This is a genomic window from Acinetobacter calcoaceticus, from assembly GCF_051947995.1.
Classification (GTDB): domain Bacteria; phylum Pseudomonadota; class Gammaproteobacteria; order Pseudomonadales; family Moraxellaceae; genus Acinetobacter.
The window spans coordinates 1-209 of the sequence record NZ_JBLVVH010000087.1 but is presented as its reverse complement, the minus strand read 5'-3'; the positions used below and the strand labels follow the sequence as shown (position 1 = coordinate 209).

The 209-nt window shown below is 45.0% G+C and carries 1 pseudogene; it reads left to right on the top strand.

The features are described from left to right. Positions 1 to 209: pseudogene (locus tag ACNQO6_RS18670) on the top strand (iron-containing alcohol dehydrogenase); the annotation flags it as partial.

Genomic DNA, 209 nt, shown 5'->3' with positions numbered 1-209 from the left:
GAAAAGATTGATGTATTTCTTGGGTTTGGCGGCGTAAGTTCAATGGTTGTTGCAAATATCATCGCATTAGTTGCACACCCAGAGCAACAACAGCAACTGAGTTAAATCTATGGTGTGAACCAAGCAAAAGCGCCGCGCTTACCTCTAATCTTGATTCCAACCACCGCAGGTACAGGTTCAGAAGTGACTCCAAACTCGATTGTCACCAC